Raw genomic sequence first — 24,304 nt, forward strand, 5'->3', positions numbered from 1 at the left:
GACCACCGGTAGGCTGACGCCTGCACCACTGACCCACTCGACCCGAAAAAGGCTGACGCAGACCTCCATGGACGGCCCGCATAGTCCCCGGCTCTCCCAGCCCTCCGAGCAGCAGCCATGATCGAGTCGCTCCTGCTCGGCGCCTCCCTCCTGCTGATCCTGGCCTGTGGCCTCTTCGTGGCCGCCGAGTTCGCGCTGGTCACGGTCGACCGGAGCGCCGTGGACAAGGCGGCCGAGGAGGGGGACGCCGGTGCCCTCGGGGTCCAGAAGGCCCTGCGCTCGCTGTCCACCCAGCTCTCCGGCGCCCAGGTCGGGATCACGGTCACGAACCTCGCGATCGGCTACCTCGCCGAGCCGGCGATCGCCGAGCTGATCGGTGACCCGCTGCGGGCGCTCGGCCTGCCGGAGGGCGGCGTCCGCCCGGTCGCGCTCACGGTGGCGCTGACGCTGAGCACCGCCCTGACGATGATCTTCGGGGAGCTGGTGCCGAAGAACATCGCGATCGCCCGCCCGCTCGCGACCGCCCGGAGGACGGCGCCGTTCCAGCGTGCCTTCACGACCGCGAACGGGCCCGCGATCCGGTTCCTCAACGGCTCGGCCAACATGATCGTGCGTCGGCTCGGGATGGAGCCCCAGGAGGAGCTGCGCTCGGCCCGGAGCTCGACCGAGCTGGCCTCGCTCATCCAGCGCTCCGCCGACCAGGGCACGCTCGACGCGGACACCGCGGAGCTGATGGAGCGCTCGGTCGAGTTCGGCAGCCGCACGGCCGGGGAGATCATGACTCCCCGGGTGCGCACCACCAGCCTGGACTCCACGGACCGGGCCAGTGCGGTGATCGAGCTGGCGCGCAGCACCGGGCACTCCCGCTTCCCGGTGCTCGACGAGGCGGAGACCGTGGTCGGGACCGTGCACGTCAAGCACGCCGTCGCGCTCCCGGTGCACGAGCGGGCCACGGCCCGGGTCCGCAACATCATGGTCCGTCCGATCGTGGTGCCCGACTCGCTGCGCCTCGACCCGCTGCTCCAGCTGCTGCGCCGGGACGGCTTCCAGATGGCGGTCGTGCTCGACGAGTACGGCGGCCAGGCCGGCATCGTCACCCTCGAGGACGTCGTGGAGGAGATCGTCGGCGACATCTCCGACGAGCACGACCGGCTCGGCTCCCGGGGACGACAGCGTCGGGACGGCTCGTGGTCGCTGTCCGGGCTGCTGCGGCCCGACGAGATCGAGGACCTGACCGGGATCACCCTGCCCGAGCACGAGGACTACGACACGCTCGCCGGCCTGGTGCTGCGCGAGCTGGGCAGGATCCCGGTGGCCGGTGACATCGCGGAGGTCGTCCTGCCGGCCCGGCTCGACGACGAGGACGAGGAGCTGCCCCAGCAGGTCGCCGTACTCAAGGTCGAGCACATGGACGGGCTCCGGGTCGACCGGGTCCGGCTGACCGTGTCCGAGCAGGAGGCGGCCGACGATGAGTGACTACACCGCCCTCCTGGTGGCCGTGGTGCTGCTGGCGCTGAACGCGTTCTTCGTCGGCGCCGAGTTCGCCCTGATCTCGGCGCGGCGGACCCAGATCGAGCCCCGGGCCGCCGCCGGGTCGTCCATGGCGCGCACCACGCTGCGGGCCATGGAGAACGTGTCCCTGGTCATGGCCGGCGCCCAGCTCGGGATCACGATCTGCTCGCTGGGTCTCGGTGCCGTCGGTGAGCCCGCCGTCGCCCACCTGATCGAGCCGGGGCTGGAGCGGATCGGGGCCCCGCCCGAGCTGCTGCACCCGATCGCGTTCATGATCGCGCTGGCGATCGTGGTCTACCTGCACGTGGTGCTGGGGGAGATGGTCCCGAAGAACATCGCGCTCGCCGGGCCGGACCGGGCCGCGCTCATGCTGGGTCCGCCCATGATGGGCATCGTCACGCTGCTGCGGCCGTTCATCGTCGCGCTCAACGCGATCGCGAACGCCACCCTGCGGCTGATGCGGATCGAGCCCCGCGACGAGGTGGCCTCGGCGTTCACGCGCGAGGAGGTGGCCGCGCTGGTGGAGGAGTCCCGGGGCGAGGGACTGCTGGCCGCCGAGGAGTACGACCGCCTCGCCGGAGCCCTGGGCTTCACCGAGCGCACGGTCACCTCGGTGCTGCTCCCGCTGGACCGGCTGACGACCCTGCCCCGCGGGGCGACGACCGCCGACGTCGAGGACCTGTGCGCGAGCACCGGGTTCTCGCGCTTCCCCGTGCTCGGCGAGGACGGGATGCCGGTCGGCTACCTGCACATCAAGGACGCGCTCGAGCCGGACCCGGAGCAGCGGGCCCGCCCAATCGACCAGAAGTGGGTGCACGCGTTCGCCAACGTCGGCCAGCACGAGGTGCTGCACGAGGCGTTGGAGACCCTGCAGCGCAAGGGGGCGCACATGGCGCGGGTCGTCGACGCGGAGGGAGCCACCCTGGGGCTGGTGACCCTCGAGGACGTGCTCGAGGAGCTGGTGGGCGAGATCCGGGACGCCGCCCACCTCGACGACGCCACGTCGTGAGCACCGGCGTCGCGCCGGTGCCGCCCCGGTGGCGGCTAGGGTGACTCGCGTCAGCCGAGCTTCGCAGAGAGTTGGTCACCAGGACGTGCAGGACACCTCGAGCAGCCGTCGCGTCTGGACGGTGCCCAACCTGCTGAGCATGGCCCGGCTGGCGGGTGTGCCGGTGTTCCTGTGGCTCGTCCTGGGCCCGGAGTGGGACGGCTGGGCGCTCGTGCTGCTCATGGTCTCCGGCGTCACCGACTACCTCGACGGCTACCTCGCCCGCAGGCTCGACCAGTACTCCACCCTCGGGGAGATCCTCGACCCGGTCGCGGACCGGCTCTACATCCTCGCGGTGGTCGTCGGGCTCGCCCTGCGCGACATCATCCCCTGGTGGGTCGCCCTGCTGCTGCCGCTGCGCGACCTCCTGCTGTGGGGTCTGGTGCCGATCCTGCGGACCCGTGGCTACAGCGCCCTCCCGGTGCACTTCCTGGGCAAGGCGGCCACGTTCAACCTGCTCTACGCCTTCCCGCTGCTGCTGCTCGGTGACGGCGAGGGCACGGTGGCCACGCTGGCCGAGGTCTTCGGCTGGTCGTTCGCCTTCTGGGGGATCGGGCTCTACTGGTGGGCCGGCATGCTCTACGCCTGGCAGGTGCGCAGACTGCTGGCGGAGACCGAGCGTCGGCCCGCGCGCCCGAAGGGCGACGACGGATCCGACCCGGGGGACGGCTGAGATGGCCGGGACCGACCAGGAGCGACGGGTCGCGCCCGGCAGTGGCGCCCCCGACGACGTCACCGACCGGATCCGGATGCCGCTGCTGGACCGCATCACCACCGGGGCCCTGGACGAGGAGTACCAGCAGGTCGCCCAGCAGCGCGCCGCGTCGGGGGAGCCGGCCGCGACCCGGTTGCCGCACCGCACGGCGGCCGTGGTGGTGGCGATCTTCGGGCTCCTGATCGTCACGGCCGCGGTCCAGACCTCCCGCAACGCCGAGGTGGCCGAGGCCGGGCGGGTCGAGCTGATCGACCAGGTCAACGGGCGTCGCGACGACCTGCGGGCCGCACAGGGCAGGATCAGCGACCTGCGCACCGAGAACGGCGAGCTCGCCGATGCCCGGGAGCGGGTGATCACCCAGGAGCGGACCGTGTCCGCGCGCCAGCTGCTGCTGGCCGGCACCACCGGCTACGCCCCTGTGAGCGGCCCGGGTGTGCGGATCACCGTCGACGACTCCCCGGACGGGACCAGCGACGGGATCGTCCGGGACGAGGACCTCGCGATCCTGGCGAACGGTCTGTGGACCGCCGGGGCAGAGGCGATCGCCGTCAACGGACAGCGGCTGACCGGCATCAGCCCGATCCGCAACGTCAACGGCGCGATCCACATCCGCACCCAGCCGCTCCGTCCGCCGTACCAGGTGCTGGCCGTCGGGAGCCCGAACACGCTCCAGGCCCGGTTCGCCGAGGCGGGCTCGGGTGCGGCGTGGTACGCGCTGGTGCGTACCTTTGGTCTCGAGTTCACCATGGAGAACGCGCAGAACCTGTCGCTTCCGGCCGCGCGGCAGCCGACGCTGCGCTCGGCGGTGCAGCTCGCGGACGAGAACGCACCCAAGATCGAGGAGACACCGTGATCGCAGCGCTCGGACTGCTGGTCGGCGTCGTCCTGGGGCTCCTGCTCCAGCCGGACGTGCCGCTCTGGCTCGAGGCCTACCTCCCGATCGCGGTCGTGGCGGCCCTGGACGCGGTGTTCGGCGCGCTCCGCGCCTACCTCGACGGGATCTTCGACGACAAGGTCTTCGTGGTCTCGTTCTTCAGCAACGTGGTCATCGCCGCCTCCATCGTCTACCTGGGGGACAAGCTCGGCGTCGGCGGACAGCTCTCGACCGGCGTGATCGTGGTGCTGGGCATCCGGATCTTCTCCAACGCCGCGGCCATCCGGAGGCACCTGTTCCATGCCTGACCAGCCTGACCAGCCTGACCGGCCCGACCGGCCGAGCGAGGAGCGCTCCGGCCGCGAGCGGCTGCTGGCCGCCCTGCGGTCCGGGCCGTCGCGCGCCCAGGCCGTCGTGGCCGTGCTGCTCGCGATGGTCGGGTTCGCGGCGATGACCCAGGTGCAGTCCACCGAGCGCGACGACGACTTCACCGGCCTGCGCCAGTCCGACCTGATCCGGGTCTTCGACGGGCTCGCGGCCAGCACCGAGCGCGCGGAGAACGAGATCGACCGGCTCACCGAGACCCGCGACGACCTGCGCTCGAGCACCGAGAGCCGGCAGGCCGCGCTGGACCTGGCCCGCGAGGAGTCGGCGACGCTGAGCATCCTGGCCGGCACCGTGCCGACGACCGGCCCCGGCATCCGCATGACGATCACCGACGAGCGCGGCGAGGTGGACAGCGAGACCCTGCTCGACATCATCCAGGAGCTGCGCGCCGCGGGTGCGGAGGCGATGGAGTTCAACGACCGGATCCGGGTCGTGGCGCAGACCTCCGTGGAGGACATCGTCACCGGGATCTCGCTGGACGGCCAGGAGGTGGAGCCGCCGTACGTGATCGACGTGATCGGGGAGCCGACCACGCTGGCCGGCTCACTCGACTTCCCGCAGGGCCCGCGCGAGAGCGTCGAGGACCGCGGCGGCACGGTATCGTTCGAGGAGCTGGACGCGGTCCTCATCGAGTCCACCGTGGAGGCCGTCGACCAGCGGTTCGCCGAGCCCCGCGAGGGGGAGTAGTGCGGCGCGGAGGTGGCGCAGTAGCCTGCCCACCAACCCGATGAGCGATCAGGCGACCGCACCCGAAGGAGACGCCGTGTACCCCGACGACCTGAAGTACTCCAGCGAGCACGAGTGGGTGCGCACGCCCGGCGAGGCCGAGGGCTCGGTGCGCATCGGCATCACCCACTACGCCCAGGACGCCCTGGGCGACATCGTCTACGTCTCCCTGCCCGAGGTGGGGGAGCAGGTCACCTCGGGCAGCACGGTCGGCGAGCTGGAGTCGACCAAGTCGGTCAGCGACATCTACGCCCCCGTCTCCGGACAGGTGGTCGCCCGCAACGAGGGTCTGGACGCGACGCCGGAGCTGGTCAACAGCGACCCGTACGCCGGTGGCTGGCTGTTCGAGGTGGTCCCGAGCGACAGCTCCGAGCTGGACGCCCTGATGGGGGCCGATGCCTATCAGTCCTCACTCGGCGGCTGATAGGTTTGTAACCGTCAACCTCGACTGAGGGTTGAGAGTCTAGCCGGAGGATGCTCCATGCCGTTCTGCACCAATTGTGGCAAGCAGAACCCCGATGACGCCCGGTTCTGCGCGCAGTGCGGACACCGCCTGGTGCCCGCCGAGGGCGGCGCCGCTCACGGGGGCGAGCCGCAGGTCGAGTCGACCGCCACCATCACCTTCGGCGCGCCGGAGAAGAGCGAGAAGACCGAGACCGGCGAGCGGGACCTGAACCCCGCCGACTCCGCGGCCGTCGACGCCCTTCCCCCCGGCCACGCCCTGCTGGTCGTGCAGCGCGGGCCCAGCGCCGGCTCGCGGTTCCTCCTCGACGCCGACCTGGTCACCGCCGGGCGGCACCCGGAGAGCGAGATCTTCCTCGACGACGTCACCGTCTCTCGACGCCACGCCGACTTCCGGCGTACGTCGGGCGGCTACACCGTCAGCGACGTGGGCAGCCTCAACGGCACTTACGTCAACCGGGACCGCATCGACGAGGTCAGCCTCCAGGACGGTGACGAGGTCCAGATCGGCAAGTACCGCCTGGTCTACTTCGCCAGCCACGCACGAGGGAACGGCTGAGGGATGTCCTCGCCCGCGGCATCGGCACGGGGACGCAAGAACATCGGGGAGGTCCTCGCCGAGCTGCGCACGGACTTCCCCGGCGTCTCGATCCCCAAGATCCGGTTCCTCGAGGACAAGGGGCTGATCCACCCGGAGCGGACGGCGGCGGGCTACCGCAAGTTCTCCGCCGCCGACGTCGACCGGCTGCGCTACATCCTGCGGATGCAGCGCGACCACTACCTGCCGCTCAAGGTCATCGGCGAGCACCTCGACGCCATCGACCGGGGCCTCGAGCCGCCGGCGATCGAGGGGGTGGTGCCGACCGTGCCCCAGGTGGCGCTGGCCACCGACGGGCTGCCCTCCGCGAGCTCGTTCACCGCCGCCTCCGACCTGCGGCTCTCCCGCAAGGAGCTGCTCAAGGTGGCCGAGATCGACGAGGAGCTGCTCGGCCAGCTCGAGACCTACGGCCTGCTCACCCCCAGCCGCACGGGTCACTTCGACGCCGATGCCCTGGTCGTGGCCAACGCCGCCGCCGAGCTGGCCGGCTACGGCTTCGAGCCGCGCCACCTGCGGGCGTTCAAGACCGCCGCGGACCGCGAGGTCGGGCTGGTCCAGCAGGTCGTCGCGCCGCTGGCCCGGGGGCGCGACACGGCTGCCTCCGCGCGGGCGGAGGAGACCGTCGCGGAGATCGCGGCACTGTCGGTCAAGTTGCACGCCACGCTGGTCAAGGCCGGCCTGCGGGCCCCCCGCTGACCCCTCCGCCGACCGCGGCTGGCCCCTGGCGGCGGGCGTCGCGGAGCCCTGTGTCCGGCGCCCGGGCCGGGAGTAGGGTGGGCGCATGCGTGAAGTGGATGTCATCGGGGTCAGGGTCGAGATGCCGTCGAACCAGCCGATCGTCCTGCTGCGGGAGGTCACGGGGGAGCGCTACCTCCCGATCTGGATCGGCGCGGTCGAGGCCACCGCGATCGCCTTCGCCCAGCAGGGCGTGGTGCCGCCGCGCCCGCTGACCCACGACCTGCTCAAGAGCGTCATCGAGGAGACCGGCAACGAGCTCACCGAGGTCCGGATCACCCACATGGCCGACGGCGTCTTCTTCGCCGCCCTGGTCCTGGGGTCGGGGGTGGAGGTGAGCGCCCGCCCGTCCGACTCGATCGCGCTCGCGCTGCGCACCGGGTCCCGGATCGTGTGCGCCGAGGACGTCCTCGACGAGGCCGGGCTGGCGGTCCCCGAGGAGCAGGAGGACGAGGTGGAGAAGTTCCGGGAGTTCCTCGACCACGTCACCCCCGAGGACTTCGAGAGCAAGGGCTGACCGACCGGTCACCCTCACCCTCAAGTGGAGGTTGAGGGTTGCGACACGCCCGTCGCGCTCGTTGACCGGCCCCGGGCCGGGGCCTACCGTGGAGTGTCTTCGCTGTAACTCCACCGTTGTGGTTGCCACCGCAGGATCCCGGCACCGTGACGACCTTCCCCCTCAGGGGTTACGCGCAGCGGAGTAGATGACCGGAGGGTCGACGTGGGAGTGAACGAAACCGGATCGGTGGACCAGGCCGAGGCGGCCTCAGCCGAGGCGGCAGGACTCGCCGAGGAGCAGGGGCTGCTCTTCACCGACGACGTCTCGCCCCTGCCCAGCGACCTCGGCTACCGCGGCCCGACCGCGTGCAACGCCGCAGGCATCACCTACCGCCAGCTCGACTACTGGGCCCGCACCGGGCTGGTCGAGCCGACCGTGCGCAACGCGTCCGGCTCCGGCTCCCAGCGCCTCTACTCCTTCCGCGACATCCTGATCCTCAAGGTCATCAAGAGCCTGCTCGACGCCGGCATCTCCCTGCAGCAGATCCGCACCGCGGTGCAGCACCTGCGGCAGCGCGGCACCGACGACCTGACCCGGGTGACCCTCATGAGCGACGGCGCGTCGGTCTACGAGTGCACCAGCAACGACGAGGTCATCGACCTGCTCCAGGGCGGCCAGGGCGTCTTCGGCATCGCCATCGGCGGGGTCTGGCGCGAGATCGAGGGCTCGCTCGCGGCGCTGCCCAGCGAGCGCGCCGCGGAGCCCGACTCCGAGGACGGCGGCACGGGCGACCGGGCCAGCGACGAGCTCGCCGCGCGTCGCGCCTCCCGCCGGACCGGCTGACCCGGCTGGTAGATTCGGCAGCGCTGACAATCCCGCACGGGAGAGTCTCCACCGGGGCCGGTGAGATCTGCCGGCCCGGGCCGGAGCGCCGAAGGGGCAACCCCTCCCCGGAACCTCTCAGGCGCCAAGGACCGTGCGGAGCTGGCAACTCTGGAGCAGCCCGCCGACGGCGGGAGGCGACAGAGGGGGAGGCGACCTGTACGACGCCTCTGCTGCCTGACGCCTGACGGAGTCCCCGTGTCCGACCACCCCACGCTGTCCGAGCTCGACCGCGCACACCCCTTCGCCACCCGGCACATCGGCCCCGGTGAGGAGGCCGTCGCCACGATGCTGGAGCGGGTCGGCTTCGACTCCCTCGAGCAGCTGATGTCCGCGGCCGTCCCGCCCGGCATCCGCAGCACCGGGGAGCTGGCGCTGCCCGGCCCGGTGACCGAGGCGGCCGCCGCGCAGGAGCTGCGCGACCTCGCGCACGCCAACCGCCCCGCCGAGGCGATGATCGGGCTCGGCTACCACGGCACGCTGACCCCCGCCGTGATCCGGCGCAACGTGCTCGAGGACCCGAGCTGGTACACCGCCTACACGCCGTACCAGCCGGAGATCTCGCAGGGCCGGCTCGAGGCCATGCTCAACTTCCAGACCATGGTCGGCGACCTAACCGGCCTCCCGACGGCGAACTCCTCCCTGCTCGACGAGGGCACCGCCGCCGCCGAGGCGATGACGCTGGTCCGGCGGGCCAACCGCAAGGCCTCCGGCCCGTTCGTCATCGATGCCGACGCGCTGCCGCAGACCATCGAGGTGGTCCGCACCCGGGCCGAGGCGATGGGCATCGAGGTGCTGGTCCACGATCTCACCGAGGGTCTCCCCGAGGGCGACGTCTGCGGCGTGCTGGTCCAGTACCCCGGCACATCCGGCCGGATCCTCGACCCGCGGCCGGTGATCGAGGCCGTCCACGAGCGGGGCGGCCTGGCCGTCGTCGCCGCCGACCTGCTCGCGCTCGCGCTGCTGGAGGCCCCCGGCGAGCTCGGCGCCGACGTCGTCGTGGGCTCCTCCCAGCGGTTCGGCGTCCCGCTGTTCTACGGGGGACCGCACGCCGGGTTCATGGCCGTGGCCGCCGGGCTCGAGCGGCACCTGCCGGGCCGGCTGGTCGGCGTGTCCGTCGACGCCGAGGGCCGGCCCGCCTACCGGCTGGCGCTCCAGACCCGTGAGCAGCACATCCGTCGGGACAAGGCCACCTCCAACATCTGCACCGCGCAGGTGCTGCTCGCGGTGGTGGCCTCGATGTACGCGGTCTACCACGGACCCGAGGGGATCCGGACGATCGCGGCCCGGGCACACCGGTACGCCGCGGTGCTGGCCGCCGCCCTGACGGGGGCCGGACTCGAGGTCACCCAGGAGCAGTTCTTCGACACGCTGACCGTGCGGGTGCCCGGCCGGGCCGGCGCCGTCGTGGCCGCCGCCCGCAGCCACGGCCTGCACCTGCGGCTGGTCGACGAGGACCACGTCGGACTCTCCACCTCGGAGACCACCACCCGGTCCACGATCGCCAGCGTCCTGCGGGCCTTCGGCGCGACCGCGGACCTTGAGGACCTCGACCGGACGGTCGCCGACTGCCTGCCCGACGACCTGCGCCGGGCCACGCCGTACCTCACCCACGAGGTCTTCTCCAGCCACCACAGTGAGACCGCGATGCTGCGCTACCTGCGCCGGCTCTCGGCCCGCGACTACGCCCTGGACCGGGGGATGATCCCGCTCGGCTCCTGCACGATGAAGCTCAACGCGACCACCGAGATGGAGCCGGTCAGCCTGCCCGGCTTCGCCGACCTGCACCCGTTCGCGCCCGCCGAGGACGCTCCCGGCTACCACCAGCTGGTGGCCGACCTGGAGGGCTGGCTGGCCGAGGTCACCGGCTACGACCGGGTCTCGATCCAGCCGAACGCCGGCTCGCAGGGCGAGCTCGCCGGCCTGCTCGCGATCCGCGGCTACCACCGCGCCAACGGCGAGCCGGCCCGCGACGTCTGCCTGATCCCCTCCTCGGCGCACGGCACCAACGCCGCCTCGGCGGTCATGGCCGGGATGCGGGTGGTCGTGGTCAAGGCCGGCGAGGACGGCTCGGTCGACCTGGCCGACCTGCACGCCCAGTGCGAGGAGCACGCCGAGGACCTGGCCGCGATCATGGTCACCTACCCCTCGACGCACGGCGCCTACGAGGACACCATCACCGAGCTGTGCGAGACCGTGCACTCGCACGGCGGCCAGGTCTACGTCGACGGCGCCAACCTCAACGCGCTCATGGGCTACGCCCGGCCGGGCGAGTTCGGCGGCGACGTGTCCCACCTCAACCTGCACAAGACGTTCTGCATCCCGCACGGCGGGGGCGGACCGGGGGTCGGGCCGGTGGCGGTCCGCGAGCACCTCGCGCCGTACCTGCCCTCGCACGGGATGCACCCGCTCGCCGACCACCGGGAGGGGATCGGCCCGATCAGCTCCGCGCCGTACGGCTCGGCCGGGATCCTGCCGATCTCCTGGGCCTACGTCCGGCTCATGGGGGCCAGCGGCCTGACCCGGGCCACCGCGGTCGCGGTCCTGGCCGCCAACTACGTGGCGCAGCGGCTCGCCGAGCACTTCCCGGTGCTCTACCGCGGGCACGGCGGGCTGGTGGCCCACGAGTGCATCCTCGACCTGCGGCCGATGACCAAGGAGACCGGCGTCAGCGTCGACGACGTCGCCAAGCGCCTGATCGACTACGGGTTCCACGCGCCGACGATGTCGTTCCCGGTCGCGGGGACGCTGATGGTCGAGCCGACCGAGTCCGAGGACCTCGCCGAGCTGGACCGCTTCTGCGACGCGATGATCGCGATCCGGGCCGAGATCGACCGGGTGGCGTCGGGGGAGTGGAGCTCCGAGGGGTCGCCGATGCGCGGCGCCCCGCACACGGCGCGCGCGCTCGTCGACGACTGGGACCGCGCCTACTCCCGCGAGGAGGCGGTCTTCCCCGCCGGCCTCGACCCGGACAAGTACTGGCCGCCCGTCGCGCGCGTCGACCAGGCCTACGGCGACCGGAACCTCGTGTGCGCCTGCCCGCCGCCGGAGGCCTTCGAGTGAGCCCCGCCCCGGTCCACGGCCCGACCGCGCACCGGCTGCGGGCCCGGCTGGCCCGGGAGCAGGTCGCCGGCCGGGCCCCGTCCGTCGTGGCCGGGCTGATCCGCGACGGCGGCCTGGCCTGGGCGGACGGGTACGGCGCGGTGCCGGGCGACGACCCGACCGACGTGCAGTACCGGATCGGGTCGATCACCAAGACCATGACCGCGGTGCTGGTCCACCGGCTGGTGCGCGAGGGGCGGCTCGGCCTCGACGACACCGTCGGGTCCGTGCTCGACGAGCTCGCGGACGGAGCGACCGGCCGCGCCACCGTGCGGACGCTGTTGTCGCATTCGGCGGGCCTCCGGGCCGAGCCCGTGGGCGACTGGTGGGAGCGCTCGGCGGGCATCTCGTTCGAGCGACTCGCGGCCGCCCACGCGGGGGTGCCGTCCGTGCTGCCGCCAGGGCAGCAGCTGCACTACTCCAACCTCGGCTACGGACTGCTCGGCGAGGTGGCGGCCCGGCTCCACGACGCGCCCTGGTGGGACTGCGTCCGCGACCAGGTCCTCGGGCCGCTGGGCATGGGCCGGACGTCGTACCTCCCCGAGGGGCCCGCCGCCCAGGGCTACAGCGTGCACCCGTGGGCCGGCACCCTCACCGAGGAGCCCGCCACCGACACCGGGGCGATGGCACCGGCTGGGCAGCTCTGGTCCACGGTCGCCGACCTCGCGACGTACGCCGCCTTCCTCGTCGCCGGCCACCCCGACGTGCTCTCGCTCGACGACCTGCGGCGGGCGGCGCACGTGCAGTCCGGGGACCAGGCCGACGGCCTCGGGGGCGGCTTCGGGCTCGGCTTCCAGCTCACGACGGGCGGCCCCGGCGGCTCCGGCACCCTGGTCGGGCACGGCGGGTCGATGCCGGGCTTCCTGGCGACCTGCCTGGTCGACCGGCGCCGCGGGACCGGCTGCGTGGCCTTCGCCAACGCCACCACGGGTCCCTCGCTGCCGGCCCTGGGGCGGGACCTGCTCGAGGAGCTGGAGTCCTCCGAGCCCGCCGTGCCCGCGCCGTGGACGCCGGCGACGCGAGTGCCGCCGCCGCTCGAGCCGCTGCTGGGCGTCTGGTACTGGGGCAACACCGCGATGACGTTCTCCCTCGAGGGCGAGGAGGTCGTGGCCCGCCGAGGCGAGCTGGAGTCGTGGCGGTTCGGGGTCCGCGACGGTCGTGTCGTCGGCACCGGCGGCTACCACACCGGGGAGCCGGTCGACGTGGTGCGCCGGGACGACGGCTCGGTCTCGCACCTCGACGTCGCCACGTTCGTCCTCACCCGGGTGCCCTACGACCCGGACGCCCCGATCCCGGGCGGGCACCCGTGAACGCCTTCCTCGGCTCCTTCGACTTCGAGCTCCGCCCGGGGGAGTCCACCGACGTCGCCGGCTCGGAGGAGGCGCGGGAGGCCGCCCTGCGGTTCCGCGACGTGCTCGGTGGCTACTGCTCCGGCGTCACGGTGGTCACCGCGGTCTCGCGCGGGGAGCCGGTCGGGATGACCTGCCAGTCCTTCGCGAGCATCTCGCTCGACCCGCCGCTGGTGATGTTCAGCCCGGCCAGGACCTCCCGTGCCTGGCCGGTGATGCAGCGGGCCGGGGTGTTCTGCGTCAACTTCCTGGCCGCCGACCAGGAGGAGCTGGCGACGGTGATGGCCAGTCGGGGCGCCGACAAGTTCGCCGGCCTGCCGTGGTCGCCCTCGCGGACCGGTTCCCCGCTCTTCGAGGGCACCGTCGGGCACGTCGACTGCACCGTCCACGCCGTGCACGAGGCCGGCGACCACTACGTCGTCATCGGGCGGGTCCAGGACATGGACCTGCACCCGGACGCCTCGGGCCGCCCGCCCGCTCCGCTGCTCTTCCACCGTGGCGAGTACCGCACCACCCGCTGACCGCGCCGGCCACGCGCCGTACCCTCGTCGCCGTGACCCCTGAGCTGGCCATCCACCGGACCGACCGGGTCGTCGAGGTCACCTTCGACCGGCCCGCGCGGCACAACGCCTTCACCCGCGAGATGTACGCCGGGCTGCGGGAGCTCTGCGCGGAGCTCCGGGAGGACCGGGGGACCCGGGTCCTGGTGCTGCGCGGCGCGGGCGGCCGGGCGTTCGCCGCCGGCAACGAGATCTCCGACTTCGTCGAGGCCGACGCGGTCGCCTACGAGACCTGGATCCGCGAGCTGCTGGGCGAGCTGTTCGCGCTGCCCCAGGTCACGGTGGCCGCGATCGACGGGGTCTGCGTCGGCGGCGGGCTGGCGGTGGCGACCCACTGCGACCTGCGGGTGGCCACGCCCGGCTCCCGGTTCGGGTACCCGATCGCCCGGACGCTGGGGAACGCCCTGTCCGCCTCCGTCGTCTACCGCTGCGCGACCGTCTTCGGCGAGTCGCTCACCCGCGAGATGCTGCTGACCTCCCGCCTGGTGGGCGCCGACCGGGCGTACGCCGCGGGCGCGCTGGCCTCGGTCACCGAGGACCTGGACGTCGAGGTGGACGGGCTGGTCACCGGGCTGCTGGCCGCCTCCGGCGTGACGCTGCGGGCCACCAAGCAGCAGCTCACCGCCCGGGCGCTGCACCTGGAGGCCTCGCCGGCCTCGGACGCCGAGCTGCTCGCCGAGGTCTACACCGGCCCCGACTTCCACGAGGGCGTCCGGTCGTTCCTGGCCAAGGAGAAGCCGACCTTCGACCCCGGTGGTTGAGCCCGGCGGTTGAGCCGCGAGCGCAGCGAGCGAGTCGAAACCCCTGCACTCCCGGTGGTTGAGCCGCGAGCGCAGCGAGCGAGTCGAAGCCCCTGCACTCCCGGTGGTTGAGCCGCGAGCGCAGCGAGCGAGTCGAAACCCCTGCACCCCCGGTGGTTGAGCCGCGAGCGCTGCGAGCGAGTCGAAACCCCCGCACCCCCGGCGGTTGAGCCGCGAGCGCAGCGAGCGAGTCGAAACCCCTGCACTCCCGGTGGTTGAGCCGCGAGCGCAGCGAGCGAGTCGAAACCCCTCCCGGCGGTTGAGCCGCGAGCGCAGCGAGCGAGTCGAAACCCCCGCACCCCCCCGGTGGTTGAGCCGCGAGCGCAGCGAGCGAGTCGAAGCCCCTGCACCCCCGGTGGTTGAGCCGCGAGCGCAGCGAGCGAGTCGAAACCCCTGCACCCGGACCGCCCTCTAGGATCGTCCCCGACCTGTCGACTCGGAGGAGGTCCCGGTGCGGGCACGCACGACCACCCTGCTGGTGCTGATGCTGTTCTCAGCGGCCGCCTGCACGTCGAGCGACGACGGCGCCGACGACGTGTCCGACGAGGGCGCCGCTGCGCTGGCCGGCGAGCTGGCGAGCGCCCTGACCGCCCGCCAAGTCGAGGGTGTGCCCGGCGCGGACCAGGAGGCGCTGGAGCGGATCCTGCCCGACCTGGCAGCCACGGTGACGGCGGGCGGCGTGGAGACCGAGGACGACACCGCCACGGCGACGCTCAGCTGGGAGTGGGAGACGCCGGGGGAGGCCTGGCGCTACGACACGCAGGCGGAGCTGACGCGCGAGGGGGAGACCTGGCGGGTCGTGTGGGACGCCTCGCTCGTCGAGCCGTCGTTGACCGCCGACGAGCGGCTCCGGGTCGACACCCTCGACGCCCGCCGCGGCGACATCGTCGGGGCGGGGGACCGGCCGATCGTCACCGACCGGTCGGTGGTGCGCTTCGGGATCGACAGGACGCGGGTCCGGCCGGCCCGTGCGGTCGCCTCCGCGAGGGCACTGGCGGCGCTGCTCGACGTGGCGGCGGCTCCCTACGCCGCCCGGGTCGAGAAGGCCGGGGAGAAGGCGTTCGTGGAGGCCATCGTCCTGCGTGCCGACGACGCCCGGCAGGTCGACGGGGCCCGGCTGAGGAGGATCAAGGGAGCCGTCGGCATCGGCACCGAGATGCCGCTGGCCCCCACGCGCGAGTTCGCGGCGCCCCTCCTGGGTCGGGTCGGACCGGCCACCGCCGAGATCGTCGAGGAGTCCGACGGCGCCGTCGAGGCGGGTGACGTGGTGGGGCTGTCCGGGCTGCAGGCGCGCTACGAGGAGCGTCTCGCCGGGCAGGACGGGATCCGGGTCCAGGCCGCCGGGGGCACCGAGGACCGGGTGCTGTTCACCGCGGACGAGCAGAACGGCGAGCCGTTGCGCACGACGCTCGACGTCCGGCTCCAGACGCAGGCCGAGCAGGCGCTCTCGGCGACCGGCCCGGCCAGCGCGCTGGTGGCCCTGCGACCCTCGACCGGTGACATCGTGGCCGCGGCCAGCGGACCCGGGTCGGGTGGCCTCAACACCGCGACGTTCGGGCAGTACGCCCCGGGCTCGACGTTCAAGGTGGTCTCCGCGCTCGCGCTGCTGCGGGCCGGCGTGGGGCCCGGGGACCCCGTGCCCTGCACTCCGTCGGTGACCGTGGACGGCAAGCGGTTCACGAACTACGACGACTACCCGGCGAGTGCCTTGGGCCGGATCCCCCTGCGCTCCGCTGTGGCCAACTCGTGCAACACCGCACTGATCTCGCAGTCCGACCGGCTGACCGGGAAGGACCTGGCGGCTGCGGCGGCCGCCCTCGGCGTCGGCGTCGACCACGACGTCGGCTTCCCGGCCTTCTTCGGCACGGTCCCGGCCCCGGGCTCGGAGACGGGCAAGGCGGCGGCACTCATCGGGCAGGGCACGGTGCAGGCCTCGCCCCTGGCGATGGCCGCCGTGGCCGCGTCGGTCGTCGAGGGGCGGGCCGTGCTCCCGCGGCTCCTGCCCGACGTCGACGTCGAGCGTGTCGACCCCTCGCAGCCGCTGACCGGCGCCGAGGCGGGTGCGTTGCGGGCGATGATGCGGGCCGTGGTCACCGAGGGCAGCGCGAGCTTCCTGGCCGACGTGCCCGGCGCCCCGGTGGGGGCCAAGACCGGCACCGCCGAGTACGGCACCGGCACCCCGCTGCCGACCCACACCTGGCTGATCGCCCACCAGGGAGACCTGGCCGTGGCGGTGTTCGTCGAGACCGGCCGGTCGGGGTCGCAGACCTCCGGTCCGATCCTCGAGCGGTTCCTGCGCGCGGCCCGCTGACCGGGGCGCCGACCGGGGATCAGCCCTGGTCGGCCTCGAGCGCCGTGATCGCCTCGTGCATGGTCAGGATCCGCTGCGCGGACTCGACGTGCAGGTTCTCGATCATCCGCCCGCGGTAGGTCACCACGCCGGAGCCGGCACCCTCCTCCCAGGCCTGCAGGATCCCGCGGGCGTCCTCGACCGCCTCCGGCGACGGGGCGAAGGCCCGGTTGGCGCCGTCGACCTGCCCGGGGTGGATCAGGGTCTTGCCGTCGAAGCCCATCTGCCGGCCCTGTCGGCACTCGGCGAGGAAGCCGTCGGTGTCCTTCACGTCGTTGTAGACGCCGTCGACGATCGCCGTGCCCGTGGCCCGGGCCGCGAGCAGCGCCAGCGACAGCCCCGTGAGCAGCGGCTGCCGGCCCGGCACGTGCTCGGCGTACAGCTCCTTCGCGAGGTCGTTGGTGCCCATCACCAGCACGGTGAGCCGGTCGGAGGCGGCGGCGATCTCCTCCGCGTGCAGCATCGCGACCGGGGTCTCGACCATCGCCCACAGCGAGGTGGACTCGGGGGCGCCGTGCTCGGCCATCGCGGCCACCAGCGTGCGGACCTCGTCGGCGGAGCTCACCTTGGGGACCACGATCGCGTCCGGGCCGGCCGCGCAGGCCGCGGCCAGGTCGTCGGCGTGCCACTCGGTCTCGGCGCCGTTGACCCGGATCGTCAGCTCGCGGCGACCGTAGGCCCCGGACCCGACGGCGGCGCAGGCGGCGTCGCGGGCGGCCGGCTTGGCGTCCGGTGCGACGGCGTCCTCGAGATCGAGGATCAGGGCGTCGCAGGGGAGGGTCTTGGCCTTCTCCAGCGCCCGCTCGTTGGAGGCGGGCATGTAGAGCACGGAGCGGCGCGGCCGGAAGAGGGTGCCGTCGGTCATCTCAGCCCTCCTCGATCGCGTCGTACTGCTTCTTCAGCTCGGGGTCGATCGCGGCCAGCTCCTCGGCCAGGTCGACCAGGACCAGGCACTGCTTGAGCGAGGCGTCGTCCTCCATCTTCCCGTCGAGCATGACCGCGCCGGTGCCGTCGCCCATGGCCGCGACCACCCGGCGGGCGTGCCGGATGTCCTCGACGCTGGGGGAGAACACCTTGTTGGCGATGGCGATCTGCTTCGGGTGCAGCGACCAGGTGCCGACACAGCCGAGCAGGAACGCGTTGCGGAACTGGTCCTCGCACGCGACGACGTCGGCGATGTCGCCGAACGGGCCGTAGTAGGGGTAGATGCCGTGCATGGCGCAGGCGTCGACCATCCGGGCGATCGTGTAGTGCCACAGGTCCTGCTGGTACGTCGTCCGGTCCGCGCCGACGTCCGCGGCGCCGTCGGCCGACGTCGGGGGGTCCTGACGGACCAGGTAGCCGGGGTGGCCGCCGCCGACCCGGGTGGTCTTCATCCGCCGGTCTGCGGCCAGGTCGGCCGGGCCGAGCGAGAGGCCCTGCATCCGCGGCGAGGCGCCGCAGATCTCCTCGACGTTGGCGACGCCGCGGGCGGTCTCGAGGATCGCGTGCACGAGGATCGGCCGCTCCAGGCCGGCCCGGGCCTCGAGCTGGGCCAGCAGCCGGTCGACGTAGTGGATGTCCTCGGCTCCCTGCACCTTCGGGACCATGATCACGTCGAGCCGGTGCCCGATCGCGGGGACCAGCGTGGTCAGGTCGTCGAGCGCCCAGGGGCTGTCGAGGGAGTTGATCCTGGTCCAGAGCTGGGTGGTGCCGCCCGGCCCGCCCAGCCCGTCGGTGTCCCGGCCGATCCGCACCAGGCCCTCACGGGCGGCGAGCTTGTTGTCGGCCTTGACCGCGTCCTCGAGGTTGCCGAGCAGGACGTCCACGGTGCCGACCATCTGCGGGATCTTGGCGGCCATCTTCTCGTTGGAGGGGTCGAAGAAGTGGATCGCCCGGGAGGGCCGGGCCGGCACCTCGCGGACCGGGGCCGGGGCGCCCACGGCGAGCGGGGCGAAGAAGTCCTTGGCACTGCGTGAGGAGCTGGGCATGGGTCGGAAACTAGCAGCCGTCCCGGCCGCCCCGGTATGACCGGTGCCACGCCGGACCGGCGCCCATCCGGGTCGTCGAGGGTGACGAACCACACACGTGGACACGATCACGTTCGAGAGCCGGGGCACCCGGTGCGAGGCCTGGCACGTCGCCGCCACGAGCTCGGCCCTCACGACCGGCCACGGCCGGCCCTGCGTGGTGATGGGCCACGGGTTCGGCGCCACCCGGGACGCGGGGCTGCTGCCGTTCGCGGAGCGGTTCGCCGCCGCCGGCTGCGACGTGGTCCTCTTCGACTACCGCGGCTTCGGCACCTCCGAGGGCTCCCCACGCCAGGACGTCGACCACCGCCGGCACCGCGAGGACTACCACGCGGCCATCGGTGCCGCCCGGGCGCTCCCGGGCGTCGACGCCGAGCGGATCGTGGTCTGGGGCAGCTCCTACTCCGGCGGCCACGTGATCGTCGTGGCCGCGCAGGACCCCTCCGTGCGGGCGGTCATCAGCCAGGGCGCCGCGATGGACGGGCTGGCCGCCCTGCTCGGGGTGCGCGAGACGTCCGGAACGGGCAAGGCGCTCGCGCTCACCGCAGCCGGGCTCCGCGACTGCGGACGCGCGATGACCCGGCGCCGGCCGCACCTGGTGCCGATCGTCGGCGAGCCCGGCTCGGAGGCGGTGATCTCCGCACCGGGCGCCCTGCGCGGCTACCGGACGATCATGGGTCCCACGTTCCGCAACGAGATGTGCGGCCGCGGGGTGCTGCGGATCGCGGCGAACCGTCCGGTCCGCTGGGCCACCAGGGTGACCTCCCCGGTCCTGCTCGTGGTGGCGGCCAAGGACAACATCGCGCCGGTGGCCGCCGTCCACGAGGTGGCCAGGCTGCTGGGGGACCGGGCGGAGACGCTCTCGCTGCCCTGCGGTCACTTCGACATCTACTCCGGCCGGTCGTTCGAGCAGTCGGTCGCCACCCAGGTGGACTTCCTGCGCCGCGTCCTCGGCTGAGCGCTCGGCCCGGGAGAGCGGAAACCAGTGGCGCGGGGGCGCCGACACGGAGCAGGCTCGGGGCATGGAGATCCGACCGTTCGGTCCGGACGACGGCACCGCCGTGGCGGCGTACGTCTCGCTCACCAACGCCGGCCGCGAGGTCGACAGCCCGTGGATGCCGCCCATGACCCCGACCGAGGCCGCCGGATGGCTGCGGCACGGCTGGGACGGGGAGCCGCCGCTCGGCTTCCTCGGGTACGCCGACGGCACCCCGGTCGGCTACGCGGAGTACTCCACCAGCACCTGGGACAACCTGCACCTGGCCTGGCTGTGGATCGGCGTCCACCCCGACCGCCGTCGTCGTGGGCACGGCACGGAGCTGCTGTGCGCCATGGAGGAGCGGGCGCGGAGCGAGGGCCGGACCAGCATCGGCGTCGACGGGTGGGACACCGCCCCCTGCGAGCCGTTCGCGGCCGCGCACGGGCTGGTGCGCCGGTCCGCGGAGGTGGTGCGCCGCCAGGTGATGGCCGAGGTCGACTGGGCCCGGGTCGAGTCGCTGCACGCGGAGGCCGCGGCCGCGGCCGCGGACTACGAGCTGGTGCGGCGGACCGGCGCCACCCCCGACGAGGACCTCGCAGCCCTCGCCGAGATCACCGCCGCGATCAACGACGCGCCGACCGACGACCTCGACATCGAGGACGAGGTCTTCCCGCCGGCGCGGGTGCGCGACTACGAGACGGCGATGATCGGCCAGGGACGGGTCCTGCACCGGGTCCTGGCGCGGCACCGCGGCACCGGCGCCCCGGCGGGGCACACCGTGGTCGTGGTGGAGGGCGAGCGCCCGCACCTGGGAGAGCAGCACGACACCGCGGTGGCCCGCGACCACCGCGGGCACCGGCTGGGGCTGCTGCTGAAGACCGAGATGCTGCTGTGGCTGCGTGAGGTCGAGCCCCGGCTCGAGCAGTTCGACACCTGGAACGCCGAGAGCAACGCGCACATGGTCGCGGTCAACGAGCTCCTCGGCTACCGCGTGGTGGGGCGGATGCTGGACTTCCAGCGCGACGTCCGGGACGCGATCCGACGGGACCCCGACCGGCCCCTATGATGGCCGGGTCGGGCACCTGGGGGGTCCTGCCCGGCGGGTTCCGGCACCGGACCCGGGCAATCCGCGACCACCAGATGATGGGACGTCTTTTCAGCATGTACGACGACCACCTCCTGCCCCCCGGCGCCCGCCTGCTCCACATCGGGCCCCCGAAGACGGGCACCACGTTCCTGCAGTCCGCGCTGGCCCAGCTGCGGGACGAGGTCGCGCAGCACGGAGTGCTGTACCCCGGCGAGGGGTGGCGCTCCAAGACCGCGGTGCGCGAGGCCGTCGGTCGCCCCGCCCGGGGCCTGACGGCCCGTGTCGACGCCCGTCGGGCCGAGCAGGCCGCGGCGGAGGACGCCACGGACGGGGACGACGGGGACGACGGGGACGGCAGCGCCGACCCGTTCTCCTGGGCGGAGCTGGCCGCGGAGGTCAGGGCCGCCGGCGACGTCCGCGTCTGCGTGAGCAACGAGACGTTCGCGGTGGCTGACGACGAGCAGGCGGCGCGGACCGTCCGGGACCTCGGCGACGAGGACGTCCACGTCGTGATGGTGGCCCGACCGCTCGGCCGGCTGCTGCCGTCCCAGTGGCAGCAGCGGGTCCGCAAGCAGCAGGGCATGGTCTCCTTCGACGACTGGCTGCGGATCGTGCTGCACGGATCCGAGGAGGAGGCCCACCACCGGCACTTCTGGCACCAGCACGACCTCGACGGCATGATCCGGCGCTGGTCGGCCGCGGCCCCCGGACGGGTGAGCGTCATCGTGTCCCGCGAGGGTGACCGGTCCTACCTGCCCCGGCTCTTCGAGGGCATGCTCGGGCTGCCGGAGGGGATGCTGGACCGGGCCACGCCCCAGGCCAACTTCTCCCTGTCGCTCTCCGAGGCCGAGCTGGTCCGCTCCCTCGACGAGGTCGCCGAGAGGCGCGGCTGGGACCCGGAGTTCTACTACGGCGGTCTCAAGCGGCAGGTGCTGCGCTTCATCCGCCGACACAAGCGCGGGCCGGACGACCGGCCTCTGGTGCTGCCCGCGTGGGTCACGGAGCGGGTCGCCGAGCTCGACGCCGAGCGGCAGGCCGTCCTGGAGTCCTCCGGGGTCCGCGTCATCGGCGATCCGGCGAGCCTCTGCGAGCCGGCCCGGACGATCCCCGACGACGAGGCGGCTCGGCCGGTCCTGATCCCGGCCGATCTGGCCGCCCGGCTGACCGGCTTCGCCGTGCACCGGGTGCTGAGTGACGTCCCGGCCGAGACCGAGCCGCCCGCGGCCCCGGTCCGGACGGCCCTGGAGCAGGCCTCCACACTTGACCTGGCCGCGGCGCTGGCCCGGCGGGCCCGACGCGGGCGCCGGTGATGGCCCGGTGATGGCCCGGTGATGGGCCCGGTGAAGGTGAGCGGCCCGGTTCCCCGGACCGACAGGGCCAACCGCTCGAAGCCCTAGGATGGGCGCCACCTCGGACGACCGCCCGCGGTCCTCTCCCGCTCAGACACACCGATGGGAAGGCACGATCATGCCGGCCGGCACGCATGCGCGCGCGACCAGCGCGACCTCCGGGGGCCCCACCCGTGACCGGGAGTGGGGCTACCGGCCCGAGCTGGACGGGCTGCGCACGATCGCGGTCTACGCGGTCGTCATCTTCCACTCCGGGTCGGCGGCCGTCGGCGGCGGATTCATCGGCGTCGACCTGTTCTTCGTGCTGTCGGGCTTCCTGGTCACCGGTGTCCTGATCTCCGAGATCGACGCGACCGGAGGCCTCCGGTTGGGGGCCTTCTTCGCGCGGCGGGTGCGCCGGCTCCTGCCGGCCGCCCTGCTCGTGGCCCTGGCCACCTCGTTCCTCTACGTCCTGGTCGCCTCCCAGCCCCAGCGGCTGGAGCTGGTGCGGGACGCGCAGGCGGCGCTGGTCTACCTCGCCAACTGGAACTTCGTCGCCGAGGCCAACGACTACTTCGCGGCGGAGACCGACCGCAGCCCGTTCCTGCACTACTGGTCGCTGTCGATCGAGGAGCAGTTCTACGTCGTCTACCCGCTGCTGCTCCTCCTGCTGGTCCGGGTCCGCGCCACCCGCCGCGGCTTTCTCGTCGCCGTGCTCGCCCTGGGGCTGGTCTCGGTGGCGGCCCAGGTCCACTGGGCCTCGGTCGACCCGACCCGCGCCTACTACGGCACCGACGCCCGGCTCTACCAGCTGCTCGCCGGCGCGGCCCTCTCGATGCTGCTGGTGTGGTGGGGCGGACGGCTCGAGGGACGGGCGGCGTGGCAGCTGGTCGGGCGCACGACGGGGGCAGCGGGTGTGCTGGGCCTGCTGCTGCTGGCCAGCGGACTCGTGGACGTCTCGGCCTCGCACCGGGGACTGCTGGCGACCCTCGCCTCGGTGGCCGCGATCGGCGGCGTCTTCCTCGTCCCCGGGTCGGCCACCGGCCGCCTGCTGGCCCGCCGGGCACCGGTCTACCTCGGGAAGATCTCCTACAGCACCTACCTCTGGCACTGGCCGATCGTGCTGATCACCGGGATGCTCTTCGACATCCCGCCGTGGGTGCTGGCGGTCCTGGCGGCGGTCGGAGCCACCGCGCTCGCCGCGCTGTCGCAGGACGTCTTCGAGGGGCCCATCCGCCGGGTGCGGATCCTGCCGGGGTGGGGGTGGCCGATCGCTCTCGGCGGCCTGGTCTCCGGCGTCCTGGTGGCCCTGTTCATCGTGCCGCCGGTGCTGGAGACGGACCGTCGTCCGGCCGCGACGCAGGCCGTCGGCGGGGACGCCGCCGGCAGCGCCGAGGCGCTCGCCGGCCGCGCCGACCGGCTGGACCGGGCGGTCCCCTCCGGCCTCGACTTCGAGAAGATCGCCCTCGACCGGGGACCCGACGACCAGTGGTGCACACCCGAGGATCCCGAGGCGTGCGAGGTGCTCGACGGCGACGGGCTCTCCGTGGTCCTGGTCGGGGACAGCCACGCCCGGATGCTCGCTCCTGCCTTCCGGGCGCTCGCGGAGGACCAGGGCTGGCGGCTCTCCTACAACATCGTCTCGTCGTGCCCGTGGCAGGACGGGGTGATCAACCTCAACGCGGCGAACCTCAACGAGAAGCAGTGCCGGGAGGCGACCGAGGGCTTCTACGACGAGACGCTGCCGGCGCTCGAGCCCGACGTGGTGGTGCTGGCGGCGCAGGAGCGCACCCAGCGGAAGCGTTGGGGCGGTCGGGTGGTCGACACCCAGGGCGGCGACCTGCCGCTGATCCAGATGCTCGAGCAGACGACGAAGCGGACCGTCGACAAGGTCTCGGAGCTCGGCGCGCGGACGGTCCTCGTGCGCACGGTGATGGGCACCGACGGCTACGGGGTGGGCGGACCCGACCCCCTGGACTGCCTGGCCCGGGCCGAGAAGCTGGTCGACTGCGCGGTGGTCCCTCCAGCCGAGGCGCCGATCGTGGACAGCTTCTACGACGCCCTCGCGGTCGGCCGCAACGACGTCTCGACGCTGGACGTGAACGCGGCGGTGTGTCCGGGGGCGCCCCTCTGCGCACCGATCCTCGACGGCCGCGTGGTGTGGCGGGTGGGGGACCACATCACCGGCACGATCGCACGCCACGTCCGCGAGGATCTCCTCGAGCAGCTGGTGGCCTCCGGAGCGGTGCCCGAGGGCGACCGATAGGCGGCGGGTCCGGCGAGTCGGTCCTGTCTAGAGTGT

General features: G+C 73.3%; 22 protein-coding genes and 1 riboswitch. Of the genes, 20 read left to right on the plus strand and 2 right to left on the minus strand.

All coding sequences use genetic code 11. The annotated features are described in order from the left end of the window. Window positions 1-117 precede the first annotated feature (117 nt). The 16 genes from IE331_RS06845 to IE331_RS06920 all read left to right on the plus strand — a co-directional run bounded on the left by IE331_RS06845 (window position 118) and on the right by IE331_RS06920 (window position 16,560). Window positions 118-1,476 carry a hemolysin family protein gene (locus IE331_RS06845; protein WP_192141958.1) on the plus strand — a complete coding sequence of 453 codons (1,359 nt, stop codon included), beginning with the start codon at window positions 118-120 and terminating at the stop codon, window positions 1,474-1,476. Further along, window positions 1,469-2,521: a hemolysin family protein gene (locus tag IE331_RS06850; RefSeq protein WP_192141960.1), complete on the plus strand. Its 1,053-nt coding sequence runs from the start codon at window positions 1,469-1,471 to the stop codon at window positions 2,519-2,521. Before IE331_RS06845 ends, IE331_RS06850 begins: the two co-directional genes overlap by 8 nt. A gap of 40 nt (window positions 2,522-2,561) precedes the next feature. Continuing rightward, on the plus strand, window positions 2,562-3,233 hold the full coding sequence (locus IE331_RS06855) for a CDP-alcohol phosphatidyltransferase family protein (protein ID WP_404821740.1): 672 nt from the start codon (window positions 2,562-2,564) through the stop codon (window positions 3,231-3,233). A 1-nt stretch (window position 3,234) separates the two neighbouring features. Beyond that, entirely contained in the window at window positions 3,235-4,128 is an 894-nt protein-coding gene (locus tag IE331_RS06860) for a DUF881 domain-containing protein (RefSeq protein WP_192141964.1), read from the plus strand. After that, window positions 4,125-4,457, plus strand: coding sequence for a small basic family protein (locus IE331_RS06865; RefSeq protein ID WP_192141966.1), 333 nt, complete (start codon window positions 4,125-4,127; stop codon window positions 4,455-4,457). The genes IE331_RS06860 and IE331_RS06865 overlap by 4 nt, the downstream gene beginning before the upstream one ends. Beyond that, the gene (locus IE331_RS06870; RefSeq protein WP_192141968.1) at window positions 4,450-5,223 is read left to right on the plus strand and encodes a DUF881 domain-containing protein; all 774 of its coding nucleotides are present in this window, start codon (window positions 4,450-4,452) and stop codon (window positions 5,221-5,223) included. Before IE331_RS06865 ends, IE331_RS06870 begins: the two co-directional genes overlap by 8 nt. Window positions 5,224-5,263: 40 nt before the next feature. Next, on the plus strand, window positions 5,264-5,686 hold the full coding sequence (gene gcvH / locus IE331_RS06875; protein ID WP_192141970.1) for a glycine cleavage system protein GcvH: 423 nt from the start codon (window positions 5,264-5,266) through the stop codon (window positions 5,684-5,686). 57 nt (window positions 5,687-5,743) lie between these two features. Continuing rightward, complete coding sequence (locus IE331_RS06880; protein WP_192141972.1) at window positions 5,744-6,283, plus strand: FHA domain-containing protein; 540 nt, start codon at window positions 5,744-5,746, stop codon at window positions 6,281-6,283. Between the two features lie 3 nt (window positions 6,284-6,286). After that, the gene (gene ftsR / locus IE331_RS06885) at window positions 6,287-7,018 is read left to right on the plus strand and encodes a transcriptional regulator FtsR (RefSeq protein ID WP_192141974.1); all 732 of its coding nucleotides are present in this window, start codon (window positions 6,287-6,289) and stop codon (window positions 7,016-7,018) included. 85 nt (window positions 7,019-7,103) lie between these two features. Continuing rightward, window positions 7,104-7,574 (plus strand): bifunctional nuclease family protein, encoded by a 471-nt coding sequence (locus IE331_RS06890; RefSeq protein ID WP_192141976.1) that lies wholly within the window; start codon window positions 7,104-7,106, stop codon window positions 7,572-7,574. A 228-nt stretch (window positions 7,575-7,802) separates the two neighbouring features. Then, window positions 7,803-8,399, plus strand: coding sequence for a MerR family transcriptional regulator (locus tag IE331_RS06895; RefSeq protein WP_318646807.1), 597 nt, complete (start codon window positions 7,803-7,805; stop codon window positions 8,397-8,399). 27 nt (window positions 8,400-8,426) lie between these two features. Beyond that, window positions 8,427-8,543, plus strand: a riboswitch (glycine riboswitch). Window positions 8,544-8,636: 93 nt separating this feature from the next. Beyond that, entirely contained in the window at window positions 8,637-11,501 is a 2,865-nt protein-coding gene (gene gcvP, locus IE331_RS06900; RefSeq protein ID WP_192141980.1) for an aminomethyl-transferring glycine dehydrogenase, read from the plus strand. Beyond that, window positions 11,498-12,850, plus strand: coding sequence for a serine hydrolase domain-containing protein (locus IE331_RS06905; RefSeq protein ID WP_192141982.1), 1,353 nt, complete (start codon window positions 11,498-11,500; stop codon window positions 12,848-12,850). Before gcvP ends, IE331_RS06905 begins: the two co-directional genes overlap by 4 nt. Then, the gene (locus IE331_RS06910) at window positions 12,847-13,410 is read left to right on the plus strand and encodes a flavin reductase family protein (protein WP_192141984.1); all 564 of its coding nucleotides are present in this window, start codon (window positions 12,847-12,849) and stop codon (window positions 13,408-13,410) included. The genes IE331_RS06905 and IE331_RS06910 overlap by 4 nt, the downstream gene beginning before the upstream one ends. A gap of 32 nt (window positions 13,411-13,442) precedes the next feature. Next, the gene (locus IE331_RS06915; RefSeq protein ID WP_192141986.1) at window positions 13,443-14,210 is read left to right on the plus strand and encodes an enoyl-CoA hydratase-related protein; all 768 of its coding nucleotides are present in this window, start codon (window positions 13,443-13,445) and stop codon (window positions 14,208-14,210) included. Between the two features lie 490 nt (window positions 14,211-14,700). After that, entirely contained in the window at window positions 14,701-16,560 is a 1,860-nt protein-coding gene (locus tag IE331_RS06920; RefSeq protein WP_201931341.1) for a penicillin-binding transpeptidase domain-containing protein, read from the plus strand. 19 nt (window positions 16,561-16,579) lie between these two features. Here IE331_RS06920 and IE331_RS06925 read toward each other — a convergent pair whose 3' ends face one another. Together IE331_RS06925 and IE331_RS06930 are read right to left on the minus strand one after the other, a co-directional pair. Then, window positions 16,580-17,464: an HpcH/HpaI aldolase/citrate lyase family protein gene (locus IE331_RS06925; RefSeq protein WP_192141988.1), complete on the minus strand. Its 885-nt coding sequence runs from the start codon at window positions 17,462-17,464 to the stop codon at window positions 16,580-16,582. A 1-nt stretch (window position 17,465) separates the two neighbouring features. Continuing rightward, window positions 17,466-18,569 carry an HpcH/HpaI aldolase/citrate lyase family protein gene (locus IE331_RS06930; RefSeq protein ID WP_192141990.1) on the minus strand — a complete coding sequence of 368 codons (1,104 nt, stop codon included), beginning with the start codon at window positions 18,567-18,569 and terminating at the stop codon, window positions 17,466-17,468. 97 nt (window positions 18,570-18,666) lie between these two features. Here IE331_RS06930 and IE331_RS06935 point away from each other — a divergent pair, with 97 nt between their 5' ends. The 4 genes from IE331_RS06935 (at window position 18,667) to IE331_RS06950 (ending at window position 24,268) form a co-directional block, all read left to right on the plus strand. Beyond that, complete coding sequence (locus IE331_RS06935) at window positions 18,667-19,566, plus strand: alpha/beta hydrolase (RefSeq protein WP_192141992.1); 900 nt, start codon at window positions 18,667-18,669, stop codon at window positions 19,564-19,566. A 64-nt stretch (window positions 19,567-19,630) separates the two neighbouring features. Next, window positions 19,631-20,653 carry a GNAT family N-acetyltransferase gene (locus tag IE331_RS06940; RefSeq protein ID WP_201931344.1) on the plus strand — a complete coding sequence of 341 codons (1,023 nt, stop codon included), beginning with the start codon at window positions 19,631-19,633 and terminating at the stop codon, window positions 20,651-20,653. A gap of 95 nt (window positions 20,654-20,748) precedes the next feature. Further along, window positions 20,749-21,984: a hypothetical protein gene (locus IE331_RS06945; protein ID WP_192141994.1), complete on the plus strand. Its 1,236-nt coding sequence runs from the start codon at window positions 20,749-20,751 to the stop codon at window positions 21,982-21,984. 157 nt (window positions 21,985-22,141) lie between these two features. Further along, window positions 22,142-24,268 (plus strand): acyltransferase family protein, encoded by a 2,127-nt coding sequence (locus IE331_RS06950; protein ID WP_192141996.1) that lies wholly within the window; start codon window positions 22,142-22,144, stop codon window positions 24,266-24,268. The last annotated feature ends 36 nt before the right edge of the window (window positions 24,269-24,304 follow it).

The sequence above is a fragment of the Nocardioides donggukensis genome, assembly GCF_014842875.1.
GTDB classification, from domain to species: domain Bacteria; phylum Actinomycetota; class Actinomycetes; order Propionibacteriales; family Nocardioidaceae; genus Nocardioides; species Nocardioides donggukensis.

Excerpts from the sequence above, each read along its gene's own strand:
- IE331_RS06845 (WP_192141958.1), top strand. The coding sequence starts at position 118 with ATGATCGAGTCGCTCCTGCTCGGCGCCTCCCTCCTGCTGATCCTGGCC.
- IE331_RS06850 (WP_192141960.1), top strand. The coding sequence starts at position 1,469 with ATGAGTGACTACACCGCCCTCCTGGTGGCCGTGGTGCTGCTGGCGCTG.
- IE331_RS06860 (WP_192141964.1), top strand. The coding sequence starts at position 3,235 with ATGGCCGGGACCGACCAGGAGCGACGGGTCGCGCCCGGCAGTGGCGCC.
- IE331_RS06870 (WP_192141968.1), top strand. The coding sequence starts at position 4,450 with ATGCCTGACCAGCCTGACCAGCCTGACCGGCCCGACCGGCCGAGCGAG.
- gcvH (WP_192141970.1), top strand. The coding sequence starts at position 5,264 with ATGAGCGATCAGGCGACCGCACCCGAAGGAGACGCCGTGTACCCCGAC.
- IE331_RS06880 (WP_192141972.1), top strand. The coding sequence starts at position 5,744 with ATGCCGTTCTGCACCAATTGTGGCAAGCAGAACCCCGATGACGCCCGG.
- ftsR (WP_192141974.1), top strand. The coding sequence starts at position 6,287 with ATGTCCTCGCCCGCGGCATCGGCACGGGGACGCAAGAACATCGGGGAG.
- IE331_RS06890 (WP_192141976.1), top strand. The coding sequence starts at position 7,104 with ATGCGTGAAGTGGATGTCATCGGGGTCAGGGTCGAGATGCCGTCGAAC.
- IE331_RS06925 (WP_192141988.1), bottom strand. The coding sequence starts at position 17,464 with ATGACCGACGGCACCCTCTTCCGGCCGCGCCGCTCCGTGCTCTACATG.
- IE331_RS06930 (WP_192141990.1), bottom strand. The coding sequence starts at position 18,569 with ATGCCCAGCTCCTCACGCAGTGCCAAGGACTTCTTCGCCCCGCTCGCC.
- IE331_RS06940 (WP_201931344.1), top strand. The coding sequence starts at position 19,631 with ATGGAGATCCGACCGTTCGGTCCGGACGACGGCACCGCCGTGGCGGCG.
- IE331_RS06945 (WP_192141994.1), top strand. The coding sequence starts at position 20,749 with ATGTACGACGACCACCTCCTGCCCCCCGGCGCCCGCCTGCTCCACATC.
- IE331_RS06950 (WP_192141996.1), top strand. The coding sequence starts at position 22,142 with ATGCCGGCCGGCACGCATGCGCGCGCGACCAGCGCGACCTCCGGGGGC.